This is a genomic window from Streptomyces pimonensis (genome assembly GCF_041380215.1).
Taxonomy (GTDB): domain Bacteria; phylum Actinomycetota; class Actinomycetes; order Streptomycetales; family Streptomycetaceae; genus Streptomyces; species Streptomyces pimonensis.
Genome location: NZ_JAHWZY010000008.1, coordinates 154,744 through 170,957 on the forward strand (window position 1 = coordinate 154,744; position 16,214 = coordinate 170,957).

Below are 16,214 nucleotides of genomic sequence, written 5' to 3' on the forward strand. Positions count from 1 at the left end.
ACGGCGAGTCAAGAACGTCCGGATCACGTTTGCCGCACATCCGCTCGCACATCAGCGTCTGCGCACCCCGGGGGAGACCGCCAGTCGTCCCACCGCCCAGAACACCGCGAGGGTGAGCAGCGCCAGGACGGCCACCAGGGTGGCGCCGCCGACCACCTTCTCGTAGTCGCGCTGGTAGAGCCCGTCGATGATGTACCGGCCGAGCCCGCCCAGACTGACGTACGCGGCGATGGTGGCCGTCGACACGATCTGGACGGCCGCGGAGCGCAGGCCGCTGAGGATCAGCGGGAGCGCCACGGGCACCTCGACCCGGAAGAGGATCCGCGACTCGTGCATGCCCATGCCCCGCGCGGCGTCCACGGGGGCGGGGTCGACGGAGCGGACCGCCTCGTAGGTGGTCACCAGGATCGGTGGGACGGCCAGCACGACCAGCGGGACCATGACGGGCAGCAGCCCGAAGCCGATCAGCAGGACGGCCAGCACCAGCAGACCGAAACTGGGCAGCGCGCGGGCGGCGTTGGCGATGAAGGCGAGCGCGTTGCCGCCGCGTCCGGTGTGACCGGTCAGCAGGCCGACGGGCAGCCCGACGGCGGCGGCGACGGCGAGGGCCAGCAGGGAGTACTGGAGGTGTTCCCGGAAGCGCTGCGGGATGCCGTCGTAGCCGTGCCAGTGGGCACTGTCGCTGAAGAAGGCGTTGACGAAGTGGAGGACGTTCACCGGACCGCCCCCTGCGGGGTGGTCTCCGCCCGCCGCACGGCGGGTTTCGCACGGGTGCCGCCGCGCGGCATCCACGGCGTCAGCAGCACCCGCAGCGCGACCAGCAGGACGTCGCACAGGATCGCCAGGGCGGCCATCGTGGCCACGGCGTTCACCGCGAGTTCGGGTCGGTCGTACTTCTGCGCGGCGGCGAGCAGGTTGCCGAGGGCGCCCTGGTTGCCGATCAGGGCGCCGACGCTGACCAGGGAGATGCTGGACGCGGTGGCGACCCGGAGTCCGGCGATGACGGCGGGTGCGGCGATCGGCAACTGCACCTGGAGGTAACGGCGTACGGGGCCGAAGCCCATGGCGGTGGCCGCGGCGAGGGTCTCCTCCGGCACCGAGCGCACGCCGTCGACGATGGCCGGGACCAGGACGACCAGGCCGTACAGGGCCAGCGGGATCATCACGGTGAGTTCGGTCTGGCCGGTGTAGTCGATGAGGACGACGAAGAACGCCAGGGAGGGGACGGCGTACAGCACGGTCGTCAGGCCGAGCACGGGTGGGTACAGCCAGCGGAAGCGCCCGCACAGCTGCGCGATCGGCAGTGCGAGGAGCAGCCCGGCGGCCACCGGCAGCAGGGCCTCCCTCATGTGCAGGCCGATCAGCCCGGCCCAACTGTGCTGGAGGTCGCTGGGGATGTCGAAGAAGCCGGTCATCCCGCGACCTTCTCCTCGTCGGCGCGGCCGGCCGTGTGGGCGGCGCGGATGGCCTCGCCGATGGACTGCTGGGAGACGACGCCGGTCACCCGGCCGTGGCCGTCCACGGCGACCGCCCGGCCGACGGGCGAGAGCACGGCGCAGTCGAGGGCGACCCGCAGGGAGTCGGCGCCGGGCACGAACGGCCGCCCGTACGGCAGCAGTCGGTCCGTGCGGATGTCGCCGGCGGTCAGTTCGTCACGCTCCGCCCAGCCGAGCGGGCGGCCGTCGGCGTCGGTGACCAGGAGGTGGGGGGCCTCGGCGGCGGCGATCCGTACGGCGGGGGCGTCGGCCGGGATCACGGCGTCGGTGGTCAGCTCCAGTGCGGCGGAGGGGAAGAGAGACAGCCGCCGGATGCCGCGGTCGGCGCCGAGGAAGTCCTCGACGAAGCCGTCCGCGGGGTTCGACAGCAGTTCGGCGGGCGGCGCGTACTGGGCGAGCCGCCCGCCCTCGCGCAGTACGGCGACCATGGTGCCGATCCTGATCGCCTCGTCGATGTCGTGGGTGACGAAGACGATGGTCTTGCCCAGCTCGTCCTGGATGCGCAGGAGTTCGTCCTGCAGTCCCTTGCGCACCACGGGGTCGACGGCGGAGAACGGCTCGTCCATCAGCAGTACCGGCGGGTCCGCGGCGAGCGCCCGCGCCACGCCGACGCGCTGCTGCTGTCCGCCGGAAAGCTGGTACGGGTACCGCTTGGCCAGCGAGGGGTCCAGGCCCACCCGCTCCATCAGCTCCGCCGCCCGCTCCCGGGCCCGCTGCCTGCCCCAGCCGAGCAGACGGGGCACGGTGGCGATGTTGTCGACGATCGTACGGTGCGGGAAGAGCCCGGCGTTCTGGATGACGTACCCCATGGAGCGGCGCAGGGCGGTGACCGGCTGCCGCTGGATGTCCTCGCCGTCGAGCAGGATCGTTCCCTCGGTGGGCTCGACCATCCGGTTGACCATGCGGAGGGTGGTCGTCTTGCCGCACCCCGAGGGTCCGACGAGGACGGTGATCGAGCGGTCGGGGATCTCCAGCGACAGCCGGTCGACCGCCACCGTGCCGTCCGGGTACCGCTTCGTGACTGAATCGATCCGTATCAAGACGCGGAACACCCTTCCGGTGGGCGGACGGCTCTGGCCTGGGCCTGACGATCTGACGCCGGTCGAGTCTAGACGGCGCCCCTGAGGAGCACCTCGAAGCGCCGGACGCCCGTGTCGCCACCGGGACGGGCACCGGGGCGCGTTCGGGAAGCGCCGCGGGCCGGCGCTCGATCTCCTCGATCTTCGACATGCGCATGATGACCTTGTCGAACTCACCCACCTCGGCATTCACCCATACGAGCGGGGCGTCCCGATGCCCACTGAGCTGTCCCTCTTCCAGCGACAGCCGGGCACCGTCCGGGGCGTCACCGCCCCGGCCACGGTCCTCAACACGATCGGACGCCGCCGCGAAGAGATCGCCGGGACCAACCCGGCCTTCGCGGGCACCAGGTTCGCTCCCCCACGACCTCCGTCGGCTCTTCGCCACCGACATCGTCGACGGCGGCCTGCCGATCCACATCGGCGCGGCCCTGCTCGGACACCTGAATCCGCAGACCGCTCAGGGCTACGTCGCGGTCTTCGCCGAGGACATCGTCAAGCACTACCAGGAGTTCCTCAACCACCGCCGAGTCCTGCGTCCCGAGGGCGAGCACACCGACGTCACACCCGGGGAACGGGCGGAGTTCGAGAGCACTTCGACAAGCGCAAGGCCGAACTCGGCAACTGCGCTCGCCTCTGCGGATCACCCTGCCGGCACCAGCGCGCCCGCATCCGACGCCCCATGCTCCAGGTCAGCACAGAGATGTCGCCCGGGCTCGCCGAGTCGGAGAAGAATCGCCGACCGAGACGCAAGAGGGCCCACGAGGAGCAACGGTTCGGCGAGATCGAAGGAACCGACATGTCACCCACCCCCCTCCGGCCCAAGCAGGCAGATGCCGCACGACTCACACGCCGGGTCCCCGTGGACCTGGGAATCCCGCGGCCGCGCAACCAGGAAGAACACATCAAACCGCCCTGCTGTCCCCAGACAGGTATGTGTACACAACGATGAGGGAGGACTGTATGGAGCCGCCGGAACTCCGCCGGGCAGTTGAGGCAGCACGGGCGACCGCTTCGGAGCTGGGCCTTCAGGTCGACGATGTGGTCGTCATCCACAACTCGGACCGCGTCGCGCTGCGCCTGGTCCCTTGCGACGTCCTGGCTCGGGTCGCGCCTTCGGGGCATCTGGCTGATTCCGCGTTCGAAGTAGAGGTTGCTCGCCGCCTCGCCGACGTCGACGCTCCGATGGCCGAGCTCGACCCTCGTGTCGCCCCCCGGGTCCATTCGCGTGACACCTTCGCCATCTCGCTCTGGACCTACTACGAGCCCGTGGGATCAGAGATCGCGCCGGCCGACCACGCGGACGCGTTCACGCGGCACCACGCCGCCCTGCGGCAGATCGGTCTGGACGCACCGCATTTCACCGATCGGGTCGCCGTGGCACTGAGAGAGGTGAACGACCGGGACCGGTCCCCCGAACTGCCCGATTCAGACCGGGAACTCCTCGGCAACACTCTCACCGGTTGAAGCGCCGCGATCAGCGTCGGCAAAGCCGACGGCCAGCTGTTGCACGGCGAGCCGCATCCGGGCAACCTTCTGAACACAAGGAGGGGGCCGCTCCTCGTGGACCTCGCCACGTGCTGCCGAGGACCGATCGAGTTCGGCCTCGCCCACACACCCGAAGAAGTGGCAAAGCACTGCGCGGGGGCCGACCACGACCTGATCCACCGATGCCGCGCCCTGGACTGGGCGATGTCCTCCGCCTGGCGCTGGCGCCGAGACGACCACATGCCCGACCGGGACCACTGGAGAGTCGCAGGGCTCAACCAAGTCCGTGCCGCACTCGATCGTTGCGGACTGGGCTGAACCGGAGACAGAGGGACTGCCGGGCCGGCCCCGATCCGCTGCACCGTGTCCGGCCACGGTGCGCGGTTATTTGACCGGTCGTTCCATATGCGTCTATGGTCTTCGACGTGGCCAGGACCAAGGAATTCGATCCGGACGCCGCGCTGCAGTCGGCCCTTGAACTGTTCTGGCGGCGCGGCTACGAAGCGACGTCGATAACGGACCTCGTCGAGCACCTCGGCATCGGCCGCGCCAGCATCTACGCGACCTTCGGCAGCAAGCACGAGCTGTATTTGAAGGCCATGGACCGGTACGCCGAGACGCGCGACCCGGCTCTCCTCGCCGAGTTGTCCCAGCCGGGCCCCGCACTGCCTGCGGTGCGGGCGGTGGTGCGTCGCTTCGCCGCAGAGGCCGCCTCCCCGGAAGGCCGGCTGAACGGCTGTTTCGTCACCAACACGGCAGCCGAGCTGGCCCCGCACGACCCTGCGGCGGCCCGCCGGGTCGAGCTCAGCTGGGAGCATGTCGAGACCCTGCTGCACTCCGCGCTCGTACGCGCCCGGGCTCAGGGCGAGCTGCCCGAGGGCCGTGATCCGCGTGCGCTGGCCCGCATGCTGCTCGTCCTGCTGCAGGGGGTACGGATCATCGGTAAGGCGTCGAACGATCCCGCCCGGGTGCGGGACGCGACCGAACAGGCCCTGGCCCTGCTGGACTGACTCACACTCACCGGAACCACCGGCTTTCTTCCGCATGCCCAAATAATGAACCGATCAGTCAAATATCAGGAGGTCGGCATGACCGCCACGGGCGCTGCCCGCGTCGCCGCTATGCGGCAGCGATACGCCTTCATCCTCCTCGGTGGCGTCCAGACCACGCTGATCTTCACGCTCGCTGCGCTCGCCATACCGCTTCCCCTCATCGGGCGCGATTTAGGCCTGCGCCGCGCCGACTTGATCCTGCTCAGCGCCGCCTACGGACTGACCTTCGCCGGGCTGCTGCTCTTCGGCGGACGCCTCGCGGACCGCTATGGCGGGCGGCGTGCCCTCACCGCAGGCCTGGTCCTCTTCGCCGCCGCCTCGGCCGCCGCCCCGCTCGCCCCCGGCATCGGGACACTGCTCGCAGCGCGCTTCACGCAGGGCGCGGGGGCGGCTCTGATCGCGCCCGCCGCCATGGCCTTGCTGCGAGCCGTCTTCCCCTCCCCACCCGCGTACGGCAGGGCGATGGCCACCTGGGGCGGGCTCTCGGTACTCGGCGCGACCGCGGGCAATCTGCTCTCCGGCGTCATCTCAGCGCTGTTGTCCTGGCGTTGGACCTTCGCCGTACCACTCGTGGTGGCCTTCGCAGCCCTCCCCCTCACGTTCCGGCTGCTGCCGGACATCACGCCGAGCCGGGGCAGGGCCCTCGACCTGCCGGGGGCCCTGCTCGCCACCGCCGGGATCACCCTCGCCAGTTACGGACTCGTCGTCACCGACACCCTCCCCTGGTCGTCGGCCGGCGTGCTCGTGCCGCTGCTCTGCGGGGCCGCGCTGCTGGCCGCTTTCCGGTACGCCGAGCGCCGCGCCCGCGACCCGCTGCTGCCGCCCCGTTTCCTGCTCGACCGGCGGCGGGTCCTCGCTCTCGCGGCCATCGCACTGAGCTCTTGCGGGACCGCGCTGACCTTCGTGGTCCTCTCGCTCCACCTCCAGCAGGCGCGCGACTGGTCACAGCTGCGGACCTCGGCGGCGTTCGTACCGTTCGCTGTCGCGCTGATCGCCTCGGGCCGGGCGGCAGGGCCGCTCATCGGCCGGTACGGGGCCCGAACCGTCACAGCGGCCGGGCTCTGCACAGGCGCGGGCGGGCTCGCCCTCCTCGCGCTCACCGGGATCGACGCCCACATCTCATACGGGTATGGACTGCTGCCGGGCCTCGTGCTGCTGCCGGCCGGCACGGCGGCCTCCTTCGCGGGAGCCGCCGTGCTCGCCACCGAAGGCGTGCCGCAGCAGCAGACCGGGCTCGCGGGCGGCGTGCTGAACACCGCGATGGAATTCGGCCCGACCGTCCTGTTCGCGATCCTACTCACGCTCGGCAGCGACGCCTGGTCGCTCGCCGCGACGGGGGCCGGCCTGGCCCTCGTGGCCCTCCTGAACCACCGCGTCAAGTAATCCATCACTCAAGGGAGCCACCGAGATGAACCGCTTCACCGGCAGAACCGTCCTCGTCACCGGCGCAGGCTCCGGCCTCGGCCGCGCAATCGCGCTCGCCTTCGCCGCCGAGGGCGCGTCCGTGGTCGCCGCGGGACGTACCGCGGCCTCCCTGGACGAGACGGTCGGTCTCGTCGAGGCCACCGGCGGCACGGCCGCCGCCGTCACCGCCGATGTCACCGACTCCGGCCAGCTCCAGAACCTCGTACGTGAGAGCGTCGCCCGCTTCGGCGGACTGGACATCGCGGTCAACAACGCCGGAATACTCCGCGGCACCGTACCCGTCGGCGAGGTGAGCGAGGAGGACTGGGACGCGGTGCTGCGAACCAATGTCACCGGCGTCTGGCTGGCCATGAAGCACGAGATCGCGCACATGAGGGAGAACGGTGGCGGCGCCATCGTCAACATCTCCTCCAACCTGGGCGCACACCTGCGGATCCCGAACGTCGCCGCCTACATCACGTCCAAGGCGGCGGTCTCCGCGCTGACCCGCGCCGCCGCTCTCGACCACATCCACCAGGGCATCCGCGTCAACGCCGTCAGCCCCGGCGCCTCCGCCGCCCCCATGTCGCTGCGGCCCGGCGAGACCGAGGCCGACCGCGCCGAGCGAGTGAAGACGGAAAACCCGCTCGGCCGGGTCGCGGAAGCCGAAGAAGTGGCGGCCGCGGTGCTCTACCTCGCCTCGCCCGCAGCCGGCGCGGCGGTCGGCGCCGACCTGGTCCTCGACAGTGGGGCCTCGGCCTGACGGTTCGTAGGCTTCGGCGTCAACCTTCCCAGCAGGGAACTCCGCCACGACGGGCTGGAACGCGAGCCGCGTCCCCACCAGAGCGGCCGCACCGCGGTGCGGCCGGCGTCAACAGCGGCATCGACTCCGCGGAGCGCGGAACTGGCCCGTCGGCTTTGTTCACGAGAACCGGTTCTCGTGAACAGAGCCACTCGCCGACATCGACGGTGACGGTTACGCCGATCTGGCCGTGGGCGTGTCCGGCACGGCGGAGAAGGGGGACCGCCGGGGCGGACAGGTCCGGCCCGCCGACACGGACGCCGACGGCCGCTCCGGGCTGCCGGCCACGGCACCCGGCGAGAACACCGACGACGGGGCGGTCTGGTGGCCTGCCGCCTCCACGACCGGGACGGTGAGCACCGGATCGTGGCCGTACGGCGGAGGCTCACTCGTCGCTCGGCGCTTCCGGTACCGACGCGCGCTTCGGTACGTCGATCGACGAGTGAGCCGGAACCCCCGGCGCTCCGCTGTTCCTGTGGCGGACAGGTTCGGCACAGGGTTCGTCAGGGGGGTGTGGCCCGAAGAGGGTGGCGTCGGAACGGGGGCTCGGTGGAGAAGGTGCCTGTCCGGACAGGTGTGACCGGCTCGGACGTGCCCTGTTGAAGGAACGCTGCGGCGTCCCTGCCCCGGCCGCGATCGCCTCGTCGCCCCGGCCGTGCCGGGCCAGGACCTGCGCCAGTTCGACCGCACCACGGCGCTGCGGCGGGCGGCTGCACCGCCTCCCCCGCCGCACCCGCCGCCGGGAAGCCCGGCGACCGCACGACCCGCCGGTCCGCCGTCACGGCGAAGACCTCGCAGCCGGGGCGCGCGGCGGCCCACGCGACACCCTCCGGGCCCAGGGCGAAGGCCGCCGTGGCGACCGCGTCCGCCTCCGTCAGGGTGGGGGCGGTGACGGTCAGGGCGAGCAGGCCGGTGGCCGGGCGGCCGGTGCGGCCGTCGACGACGTGGTCGCCGCGTTCGTAGCGCGCGGAGGTCGCGACCGCGCCGTCGGTGAGCTCCACGACGGTGCACAGCCGGCCGGCGTGTTCCGGGTGCCGTACGCCCACGCGCCACGGCCCGCCGACGGCGACCACGTCACCGCCGGCGTTGAGGCAGAACCGGCGCGCTCCCGCCGCCCGCAGCAGCTCGGCGCCCTTCTGCACCGACCAGCCCTTCACCACCGCGCACGGGTCGAGGCGCCGGCCCGGCAGCCGTGCGTCGAACGCGCCCCCGGTGGCGGTCCGGTACCGCTCGCAGAGGGCGAGGACCTCGGTCAGTCCGGGGCTGAGCCGGTCCGGGTCCAGCTCGCCCCGGTCCAGCCGGGAGACCTCGCTGTCCTCGCGGAACGGGCTGAAGCGGGCGTCGACCTCGCGCAGCCAGGCGAAGAGGTCGTCCGCCGCGGCCACGGCGAACCCCTCGTCGTCGATGCGCAGCGACACCGGGAAGCCCATGACGTGTTCGACGCGCCGCACGTCAGGAGCCCTGTGCGTCGAGGGCGGCCTGCAGGGACTGCCGGTAGCCGTCGCTGGTGACGGTGGCGCCGGAGACCGTGTCGACGTCGGCGCTCTGGACCTCCAGCGTCTCCTCGATCAGCACCGGCACGGCGGCCGTGGTCTGCGGGTGGTCCGGCTGCCGGAGCATCCGCACGGCGCTGATGCGGTCGCCGTCGAGGGTGACCTCGACCTGCACGGGGCCCTTCTCGGTGTCGACGGTGGGACCGGCCACGATCCGGGTGGTGCCGCCCGGGGAGGTGGACGCCGAGGGGGCGGGCGCGGGTCCGGCGACCGCCGGCTCCGGGGCCGGCGGGGTGTGACGCCAGACCGGGATCAGTGCGGCGGCGCTCAGGACCAGGACGGGCAGTGCTCGTTTCACGGTGTTCTCCTCGTTCCCCTCGTTCGTCCCGCGTCCGTCATCCGGCCAGGCTGAAGCGCTCGTGGTGGATCTGCCGCCTCGGTACGCCCAGTTCGCGCAGGCCGCGCAGGACCGCGGCGGTCATGCCGGGCGGGCCGCAGACGTAGACGTCCCGGTCGGTGAGGTCGGGCACCAGGCGGGACAGTTCGCCGGGGGCGAGCCGGTCGGGCACGGACGGGCCGGTGACCAGGTGGAGTTCGGCGCCCTTGGCGTGGGCCAGTTCGCGCAGCTCGTCGTGGAGGACGGCGTCGGCCTCCGTGTTCACCCGGTAGAGGACGACGGCGTGCCCGTGCAGCTCCTCCAGCAGGGCCCGGATCGGGGTGACGCCGACGCCGCCGGCGATGAGCAGGACGTCCGGGCGGGTGCGGCGCAGGGCGGTGAAGGCGCCGTAGGGGCCCTCGGCGAAGACACGGGTGCCGGGCTCGAGGTGGCGCAGGGCCGCGCTGCCGTCGCCGGCCGCCTTGACGGTGAGCCGCAGGGTGCGGCCGTCGGGCGCGGCGGACAGGGAGAACGGGTTCGCCTGCCACCAGCGGTCCTTCGTCAGGAACCGCCACAGGAAGAACTGGCCGGCCCGGGCGGGCAGCCGGTCCAGGTCGCGGCCGGTGATGTGGACGGAGACCACCTGGTCGTTCTCGGGGACGACGGCCGTGACCCGCAGCCGGTGGCGCCGGTTCCGCCACAGCGGCAGGACCAGCCGGCCGGCGAACACCGCGGCGAGGGCGGCGCCCCACAGTCCGTACCAGTAGGCGGTGGCGGCGGGGGACGCGGTGAAGGTGGACCCCGCGGCGACCTGGTGGGTGAAGGCCAGGACCACGGCGACGTACGTGTAGAGGTGGACGAAGTGCCAGGTCTCGTAGGCGAGGCGGCGTCGCGCACGGCGGGCCGAGACCGCGCCCACGACGAGGATCAGCGCCAGCGCGACGACCGCGCGCAGCACGCCCTCGACGGTCCCCGCGAGGTCGACGAGCTGGTCCACCGGGTCCATGGAGGACATCTCGGCGTAGCCGAAGGTGATGAAGACCGCGTGGCCGAGGAGCGTCCACAGCAGTCCGAAGCCTGTCCAGCGGTGCCACAGCGTCAGCCGGTCCATGCCGATCCGGCGGTCCAGCCAGGGCAGCCGGGCCACCAGCAGCAGCTGGAACGCCATCAGCAGGGCGGCGTACAGGCCGGTGAGACGGCCCAGCAGGAGGAGGGCGTTGACGCCGAAGCCCGCCCGGACGAAGAAGACGGCCACCGCCGCCGCGTTCGCGGCGAGCAGGCCGTACAGGCCGATGCGCGCCACCGCTTCGGGGCGTCGCCCCGCGGTGGGGGGTGCGGGAGGCGGTGGGACAGCTGGCACGCCGGAAACTCCTTGATCGGGTCCTGGGGTTCCGAGCTTGGTCACAGGCGCTGTCGATTCCCTGTCGGTCAACTTTCAAGTTTTTATCGATCGAGATGTGAGGGCGCACCGCCTCTGGCGCCGGGCACGGTGTGCCGCAGTATGGGCGGGTGGAAAAAGTACGACTCCTCGTCGTGGACGACGACCCGCCGATAGCCGACCTGGTGGCGACGGTCGCCCGCTACGAGGGCTGGGAGGCGGTCACCGCCAACTCGGGTGAGGAGGCGCTGCGCCGCGCCGCCGAGTTCCGCCCGGACATCGTGGTGCTCGACCTGATGCTGCCGGACGTCGACGGCTTCGGCGTCCTGGACCGGCTGCGGCGCTCCGGGACGATGGTGCCGGTGGTGTTCCTCACCGCGCGGGACGGGGTCGCCGACCGGGTGGCGGGGCTGACCCGGGGCGGGGACGACTACCTGATCAAGCCGTTCGCGGTGGAGGAGCTGATGGCCCGGCTGCGCACGGTGCTGCGGCGCAGCACCGGGCCGGGGCACCAGCGGTCGGTGCTGCGGGTGGCGGACCTGACGATGGACGAGGACACCCGCGAGGTGCGGCGCGGTGGACGGCTGCTGTCGCTGACGCCGACCGAGTACGAGGTGCTGCGCTACCTGATGCGCCGCTCGCCGACCGTACTGACCAAGGCGCAGATCCTGGACCACGTGTGGGAGTACGGCTTCGGGGGCCGCTCCAACGTGGTGGAGCTGGTGGTGAGCCGGCTGCGGCGCAAGCTGGACGACACCGGTGCGCCGCTGATCCAGACGGTGCGGGGCTTCGGGTACGTGATCCGGCGGGCCGCCGAGTGAGGGCGTGGCTGCGGCGGCTGCGGCGGCTGCGGCTGCGGGACACCTACCGGAGGGTGCGCCTCGGCACCCGGCTGGCGCTGGGCCTCGGGGTGCTGTCGCTCGCGGTCTTCGCGGTCGTCGGCACCGCGCTCACCACGTACATGCACGACTACCTGGAGCGGCAGCTGGGCGACCAGCTGAAGCTGATCCAGGCCGTGCAGGCCAAGGACGCGGCGGCGCACGGCACGGTCAGGCGGAAGCCGTACTACGGCTGGTACACGGCGGTGTACGACGTCTCCGGTGACGCGGTCAGCCTGCGCCGGCCCTCCGACGTGCCCGAGGACACCCGTGCCCTGGCCGACCTGGCACGGGCGATGGCACGCTCCGACACCGACCTGACGCGCACCGCGCGCATCCGCGGGGAGGGCACCTACCGGCTGCGCGGCTGCGAGGTCGAGCCGGGGGTGGTGCTGGTGAGCGCCGCACCCGTGGAGGACATCGAGAAGACCGTCGGACAACTGGTCACGGTGCAGGTCGTGGTGTTCGCGCTCGCGCTGCTGGCGCTGGTGGTGCTCGGGCGGCGGATGCTGCGGCGCGGGCTGCAGCCGCTGAGCGACATGGCGCGCACCGCGCACGGCATCGCCTCGCACGACCTGACCGAGTCGGCGGCTCGGCTGCCGCTGCGCGCGGACGGGCGGGACGGCGGCCGGGAGGTGACGGAGCTGCGCACCGCGTTCAACACGATGCTGGAGCACATCGACGACTCCCTCGCGGTGCGCGCGGAGGCGGAGCTGCGGCTGCGCCGGTTCGTCGCGGACGCCTCGCACGAGCTGCGCACCCCGCTGATGTCGGTACGCGGCTACGCGGACCTGTTCCAGTACGCCGCCGCCAACGAGCCCGCCGAACGCGACCGGCACCTGGCCCGGCTGCGGGCGGAGGCCGCCCGGATGGGAGTGCTCCTCGACGATCTGCTGCTGCTCGCCCGGCTGGACGCGGCGGAGGTGGAGACGCCGCTGCGGACGGCGGACACGGACCTGGCGGAGCTGGTCCAGCAGGCCGCCGACGCGTTCCGGGCGAGCCACCCGGACCATCCGCTGGCGGTGACGGCCGGCGCCGGCCCGCTGGTCCTGCGGCTCGATCCGCAGCGCGTGCGGCAGGTGCTCGACAACCTGCTCACCAACGCCGCCGTGCACACCCCGGCCGGCACCCGGGTGTCGGTCGCGGTCTCCACCGGCGGCGGTTCGGCGCTGGTGCGGGTCGCCGACACGGGTCCCGGTGTCCCGGCGGAGGACCGGGAGCGGGTCTTCGACCGGTTCTACCGGGTCGACAAGGCCCGCAGCCGGGACCGGGGCGGCAGCGGGCTGGGCCTCGCTGTCGCCCGGTCGCTGGTGCGGGCGCACGGCGGCGACGTCGAGCTGAGCGGCGAGCCGGGGGTGACGGTGTTCACCGTGCGGCTGCCGCTGGGCGGTGCGGACGGGGCGCACCGCGAGGCCCCCTGACGGATCCGGTCAGTCCTCGGCGGGCTGCAGCGTCAGCGAGATGCTGTTGATGCAGTACCGCTGGTCCGTGGGCGTCGGGTACCCCTCACCCTCGAACACGTGCCCGAGGTGGGAGCCGCAGCGGGCACAGCGGACCTCGGTGCGCACCATGCCGTGCGAGCGGTCCTCGACCAGCTCCACGGCGTCGGTGTCCTTCGGGTCGTAGAAGGACGGCCAGCCGCAGTGCGACTCGAACTTGGTGGTCGAGGTGAACAGCTCGGCGCCACAGGCGCGACAGGAGTAGACGCCCTGGGTCCTGGTGTCGGTGTACTCGCCGGTGAAGGCGGGTTCCGTGGCCGCCTGGCGCAGGACGGCGTACTCGGACGGGGACAGCTCCGCGCGCCACTGCTCGTCCGGTTTCTCCACGTCGTACGGCATGAAACTCGAGCCCCTTACTTCGACAGACGGTCCAGGATGAGCGGGCCGAGGTCGGTGACGTCGCCCGCTCCCATGGTGAGAACGAGATCACCGGGCTTCGCCATTCCCGCGACCGTCTCGGGGATCTCCGCCTCGTCGTGCACGGCGGCGACGTCCGCGCCGGCCGACCGGGCCGCCTCGACGATCAGCTCGCTGGTGACGCCGGGGATCGGGTCCTCGCGGGCCGGGTAGATGTCCAGCACCACCGAGGCGTCGGCCAGGGACAGGGACCGGCCCATCTCCTCGCCCAGCTCGCGGGTGCGGGAGAACAGGTGCGGCTGGAAGACGACGAGGATGCGGGCGTCACCGGCGGCGGCGCGCATGGCCTCCAGGTCGGCGGTCATCTCGGTCGGGTGGTGCGCGTAGGAGTCGACGACCTGCACGCCGGCGGCCTCGCCCTTGAGCTGGAGGCGCCGCTTCACCCCGGTGTACGCGGCCAGCGCCGGGGCCAGCTCGGCAGCCGGGATGCCGAGCGCCACGCCGGCGGCGAGCGCGGCGACCGCGTTGTGCGCGTAGTGCCGGCCGGGGACCGACACGGTGAAGGTGAGGGGGGCGCCGTCGAGTTCGACGGTCACCTCGCTCCTCAGCCCTTGCGGGACGACCGACAGCACCCGCACGTCGGCGTCGTCCGACTCCCCGTACGTCACGGTCCGCACCGAGCCGTCCAGCCGCCGGGTCAGCTCGCGGGCGCCCTCGTGGTCCGCGGAGATCACCAGGGTGCCACCGGGCACGATCCGGCCGACGAACGTCTCGAAGGACTCGTGGATCTCCTCCATGGACGCGTAGTTGGCGTGGTGGTCCAGCTCCACGTTGAGGATGATCGCGACCTCGGGCGCGTACTTGTGGAAGCTGCGGTCCGACTCGTCGGCCTCGGCCACGAAGATCTCGCCCGTGCCGTGCAGCGCGTTGGAGCCGGGGGCGTCCAGGTCGCCGCCGATGGCGTACGACGGCTCGCGGCCCAGCGCGGTGAGGGAGACGGCCAGCATGGAGGTGGTGGTGGTCTTGCCGTGGGTGCCGGCCACCGCGATCGGGCGCAGACCGTCCATCAGGGCGGCGAGGGCGTCGGAGCGGTGCACCACCGGGACACCCAGCTCGGCCGCCCGGACCAGCTCGGGGTTGTCCTCGCGGATCGCGGAGGAGACGACGACGCAGCTGGCGTCGTCGGCGAGGTGTCCGGCGGCGTGGCCGATGTGCACGGTGGCGCCGAGGGCGCGCAGGGCGTCGGCGGTGGCGGAGTCCCTGGCGTCGCTGCCGGCCACCTTCGCGCCGCGCTGGGCGAGGATCTTGGCGATGCCCGACATCCCGGCGCCGCCGATGCCGATGAAGTGCGGTCGGTCCATGGCGGTAGGAAGGCCGGGTGCCATGCGTGTTCTCCCAGTGGTGCGACGAGCGGGACGACGGTCTTCGCGCCCTCGCGGGGGAGCCGGGAGAGCGCCGCCCCAGCCTATGCCTTGCTGTGGGAGAAGAGTTTCAGCACCGGCACACCGACCTTGTGCCGGGCCCGGGAGGCCCAGTCGCGGTGGAAGAACTCCTCCACGTAGTGCGGGTCGGTCAGGACGATCACCTCGTCCGCCCCGACCTCCTCCACCACGGTCTTCAGCGCGTCCAGCGGGTGGTCCTCGACGAGGCGGCCGTCCGCCGTGTCGCCGGTGGCGCGCAGGGCCTGCAGGGACACCTCCAGGGCCCGCTCCCCCATGCTCCTGGCCTCCTCGCCCTCGGGCGTCTCGTGCTCGCGGACGGCCTCGTCGAGTTCGCCGAGCGCGACGTCGTCGATGGCTCTCAGCAGCCGGTCGGCCTGTTCGCCGCGCGGCTGGAGCAGCACGTGGAAGGAGACCGGCTCGTCGCCGTGCAAGGTGGTGACGAACTCCACGTCGGCGGACGTCAGGGCCTTCTCGATCATCAGTACGCTGGTGAACACCAGGCTCCCCTTCTCCTCGGAGGACCCGAGGGCCCCCTCTGCTCCGTGGACCGGGCCCGGCCCTGCGGAAACCATCCTGCCCCGTGTGCGCACGGGTACCGCCGGATTCAGTGTCGCCTCTTCCCGCATCGGCCGGACGCACGCGTTCCGCCGATCGCCGCACCGGCGGTCACCGTCCGGCGCCCCGGCCGCGACCGGTCAGGACCGCTGGTACCGGGTGAACAGGAAGCCGTCCTCCTCCAACATCGACTTCAGCGCGAAACGCCGCGGAAGTGTTACGGACGGTCCACCGGCGATGCGCTGCGCGTCACCGGCGGTGAGCGTCGGCGAGACGGTCAGGCAGAGCTCGTCCAGCACCCCGGCCGCCACCAGCTGGCCCAGCAGCCGCGGCCCGCCCTCGGTGAGCAGCCGGGTGTGTCCGAGGTCCGCGAGGGCCCGCACCGCCCGCACGGGGTCCACCGCCTCCCCCTCCCCGGCGGCGACCACCCGGGCGCCCGCCCGCTCGGCGGCCGCCACGCGGTCCGGGGCGGCCCCGGCGCCGGTCAGCAGCAGCGTGGGCGCCAGGGGGGAGGTGAACAGCGGCAGCGAGAAGTCCAGGTCCAGGCTCGCCGTCACCACCGCGATCACGGGCGCGGGCCCCTGGCCGGCCGCCTCCCGCGCGGCCGCGAACTCCGCGCGTGCGCGCGACGGGCGGTAGCCCTCCTGCCGTACCGTCTGCGCGCCGACGACCACGACGTCGGCGAGCGCCCGCAGGGTACCGAAGATCCGCATGTCGGCCGGGCAGGAGATGGGCTGCGAGCGGCCGTCGTGCTGGGCGGCCCCGTCGAGGGTGGACACCATGTTGGCGCGCAGCCACGGCTCCCGCCCTCGCGGCCCCGGCTCGGGGTAGGCGTACGCGGCGGCGAGCTCGGCGAGGCTCCACTCGCGGGCGTCGGTCACGTCGGTCACGGGGAACAGGCGTCGCATGCCGAGC

General features: G+C 72.5%; 16 protein-coding genes and 2 pseudogenes. 7 read left to right on the top strand and 11 right to left on the bottom strand.

All coding sequences use genetic code 11. The annotated features are described in order from the left end of the window. Positions 1 to 51 precede the first annotated feature (51 nt). From KYY02_RS10965 to KYY02_RS10980, 4 genes are all read right to left on the bottom strand, one after another. Positions 52 to 717 (bottom strand): ABC transporter permease, encoded by a 666-nt coding sequence (locus KYY02_RS10965; RefSeq protein ID WP_371237611.1) that lies wholly within the window; start codon positions 715 to 717, stop codon positions 52 to 54. Next, complete coding sequence (locus KYY02_RS10970) at positions 714 to 1,415, bottom strand: ABC transporter permease (RefSeq protein WP_371237615.1); 702 nt, start codon at positions 1,413 to 1,415, stop codon at positions 714 to 716. Before KYY02_RS10970 ends, KYY02_RS10965 begins: the two co-directional genes overlap by 4 nt. Further along, entirely contained in the window at positions 1,412 to 2,536 is a 1,125-nt protein-coding gene (locus KYY02_RS10975; protein WP_371237616.1) for an ABC transporter ATP-binding protein, read from the bottom strand. The genes KYY02_RS10970 and KYY02_RS10975 overlap by 4 nt, the downstream gene beginning before the upstream one ends. Positions 2,537 to 2,862: 326 nt before the next feature. Then, positions 2,863 to 3,099, bottom strand: coding sequence for a hypothetical protein (locus tag KYY02_RS10980; RefSeq protein ID WP_371237617.1), 237 nt, complete (start codon positions 3,097 to 3,099; stop codon positions 2,863 to 2,865). 439 nt (positions 3,100 to 3,538) lie between these two features. Here KYY02_RS10980 and KYY02_RS10985 point away from each other — a divergent pair. The 5 genes and pseudogenes from KYY02_RS10985 (at position 3,539) to KYY02_RS11005 (ending at position 7,901) form a co-directional block, all read left to right on the top strand. Continuing rightward, positions 3,539 to 4,381, top strand: a pseudogene (locus tag KYY02_RS10985) (aminoglycoside phosphotransferase family protein). 107 nt (positions 4,382 to 4,488) lie between these two features. Then, positions 4,489 to 5,073: a TetR/AcrR family transcriptional regulator gene (locus KYY02_RS10990; protein ID WP_371237618.1), complete on the top strand. Its 585-nt coding sequence runs from the start codon at positions 4,489 to 4,491 to the stop codon at positions 5,071 to 5,073. Positions 5,074 to 5,151: 78 nt separating this feature from the next. Next, positions 5,152 to 6,498, top strand: a complete 1,347-nt coding sequence (locus KYY02_RS10995; protein WP_371237619.1) for an MFS transporter — start codon at positions 5,152 to 5,154, stop codon at positions 6,496 to 6,498. Positions 6,499 to 6,523: 25 nt separating this feature from the next. Beyond that, entirely contained in the window at positions 6,524 to 7,282 is a 759-nt protein-coding gene (locus tag KYY02_RS11000; protein ID WP_371237621.1) for an SDR family NAD(P)-dependent oxidoreductase, read from the top strand. A 229-nt stretch (positions 7,283 to 7,511) separates the two neighbouring features. Further along, entirely contained in the window at positions 7,512 to 7,901 is a 390-nt protein-coding gene (locus KYY02_RS11005) for a hypothetical protein (RefSeq protein ID WP_371237622.1), read from the top strand. A 148-nt stretch (positions 7,902 to 8,049) separates the two neighbouring features. Here KYY02_RS11005 and KYY02_RS11010 read toward each other — a convergent pair. The 3 genes and pseudogenes from KYY02_RS11010 to KYY02_RS11020 all read right to left on the bottom strand — a co-directional run. Continuing rightward, a pseudogene (locus tag KYY02_RS11010) lies at positions 8,050 to 8,772 on the bottom strand (FAD:protein FMN transferase); the annotation flags it as partial. A gap of 1 nt (position 8,773) precedes the next feature. Continuing rightward, positions 8,774 to 9,172 (bottom strand): FMN-binding protein, encoded by a 399-nt coding sequence (locus KYY02_RS11015; protein WP_371237624.1) that lies wholly within the window; start codon positions 9,170 to 9,172, stop codon positions 8,774 to 8,776. A 37-nt stretch (positions 9,173 to 9,209) separates the two neighbouring features. Beyond that, positions 9,210 to 10,550 carry a ferredoxin reductase family protein gene (locus tag KYY02_RS11020; protein ID WP_371237625.1) on the bottom strand — a complete coding sequence of 447 codons (1,341 nt, stop codon included), beginning with the start codon at positions 10,548 to 10,550 and terminating at the stop codon, positions 9,210 to 9,212. Positions 10,551 to 10,699: 149 nt separating this feature from the next. On the opposite strand from KYY02_RS11020, the gene KYY02_RS11025 reads away from it, so the two are divergent. Beyond that, entirely contained in the window at positions 10,700 to 11,389 is a 690-nt protein-coding gene (locus KYY02_RS11025; protein WP_371237627.1) for a response regulator transcription factor, read from the top strand. Continuing rightward, the gene (locus tag KYY02_RS11030; RefSeq protein WP_371237628.1) at positions 11,386 to 12,867 is read left to right on the top strand and encodes a sensor histidine kinase; all 1,482 of its coding nucleotides are present in this window, start codon (positions 11,386 to 11,388) and stop codon (positions 12,865 to 12,867) included. Before KYY02_RS11025 ends, KYY02_RS11030 begins: the two co-directional genes overlap by 4 nt. A 9-nt stretch (positions 12,868 to 12,876) precedes the next feature. Here the strand turns inward: KYY02_RS11030 and msrB are convergent, their stop codons facing one another. From msrB to KYY02_RS11050, 4 genes are all read right to left on the bottom strand, one after another. After that, entirely contained in the window at positions 12,877 to 13,284 is a 408-nt protein-coding gene (gene msrB, locus KYY02_RS11035) for a peptide-methionine (R)-S-oxide reductase MsrB (protein ID WP_371237630.1), read from the bottom strand. A 14-nt stretch (positions 13,285 to 13,298) separates the two neighbouring features. Next, the gene (murC, locus tag KYY02_RS11040) at positions 13,299 to 14,687 is read right to left on the bottom strand and encodes a UDP-N-acetylmuramate--L-alanine ligase (RefSeq protein WP_371237632.1); all 1,389 of its coding nucleotides are present in this window, start codon (positions 14,685 to 14,687) and stop codon (positions 13,299 to 13,301) included. 80 nt (positions 14,688 to 14,767) lie between these two features. After that, positions 14,768 to 15,241: an indole-3-glycerol phosphate synthase gene (locus KYY02_RS11045; RefSeq protein ID WP_371237634.1), complete on the bottom strand. Its 474-nt coding sequence runs from the start codon at positions 15,239 to 15,241 to the stop codon at positions 14,768 to 14,770. 198 nt (positions 15,242 to 15,439) lie between these two features. Next, on the bottom strand, positions 15,440 to 16,207 hold the full coding sequence (locus KYY02_RS11050; protein WP_371237635.1) for a pyrimidine reductase family protein: 768 nt from the start codon (positions 16,205 to 16,207) through the stop codon (positions 15,440 to 15,442). Positions 16,208 to 16,214: the final 7 nt, after the last annotated feature.

Bases quoted from the DNA above. Each gene is read 5' to 3' on its own strand.
- KYY02_RS10995 (WP_371237619.1), top strand. From the start codon at position 5,152: ATGACCGCCACGGGCGCTGCCCGCGTCGCCGCTATGCGGCAGCGATAC.
- msrB (WP_371237630.1), bottom strand. From the start codon at position 13,284: ATGCCGTACGACGTGGAGAAACCGGACGAGCAGTGGCGCGCGGAGCTG.
- KYY02_RS10970 (WP_371237615.1), bottom strand. From the start codon at position 1,415: ATGACCGGCTTCTTCGACATCCCCAGCGACCTCCAGCACAGTTGGGCC.
- KYY02_RS11000 (WP_371237621.1), top strand. From the start codon at position 6,524: ATGAACCGCTTCACCGGCAGAACCGTCCTCGTCACCGGCGCAGGCTCC.
- KYY02_RS11050 (WP_371237635.1), bottom strand. From the start codon at position 16,207: ATGCGACGCCTGTTCCCCGTGACCGACGTGACCGACGCCCGCGAGTGG.
- murC (WP_371237632.1), bottom strand. From the start codon at position 14,687: ATGGCACCCGGCCTTCCTACCGCCATGGACCGACCGCACTTCATCGGC.